Annotated in this window: 1 pseudogene; it reads left to right on the forward strand. The window is 69.8% G+C overall.

Going from position 1 to position 328, the window contains the following annotated elements:
* Positions 1–328, forward strand: a pseudogene (locus IH13_RS0123120) (sialidase family protein); the annotation flags it as partial.

Genomic DNA, 328 nt, shown 5'->3' on the forward strand with positions numbered 1-328 from the left:
CGGTCCGCCGGGACGCCGCTCCCAAGGGATACGGCGATCCGAGCCTGCTCGTTGACCGGCAGACCGGCCGGATCTTCCTCTTCTATGCGGCCTCGGTCAACCAGGGCTTCGCCGGCTCGGGCCCCGGCGTCGGTCATGACGACCCGAACGTGCTGCAGACGGACTACAGCTACTCCGACGACGACGGCCGCACCTGGAAGCACCGCCGGATCACCTCGCAGATCAAGACACCGGGCTGGGGCGGCGTGTTCGCCGCCTCCGGCGAAGGCATCCAACTGCGGCACGGCGCGTACGCCGGCCGGCTGATCCAGCAGTACGTGGTCCGCCA

Source organism: Streptomyces sp. NRRL WC-3549, from assembly GCF_000721935.1.
Lineage (GTDB): Bacteria > Actinomycetota > Actinomycetes > Streptomycetales > Streptomycetaceae > Streptomyces.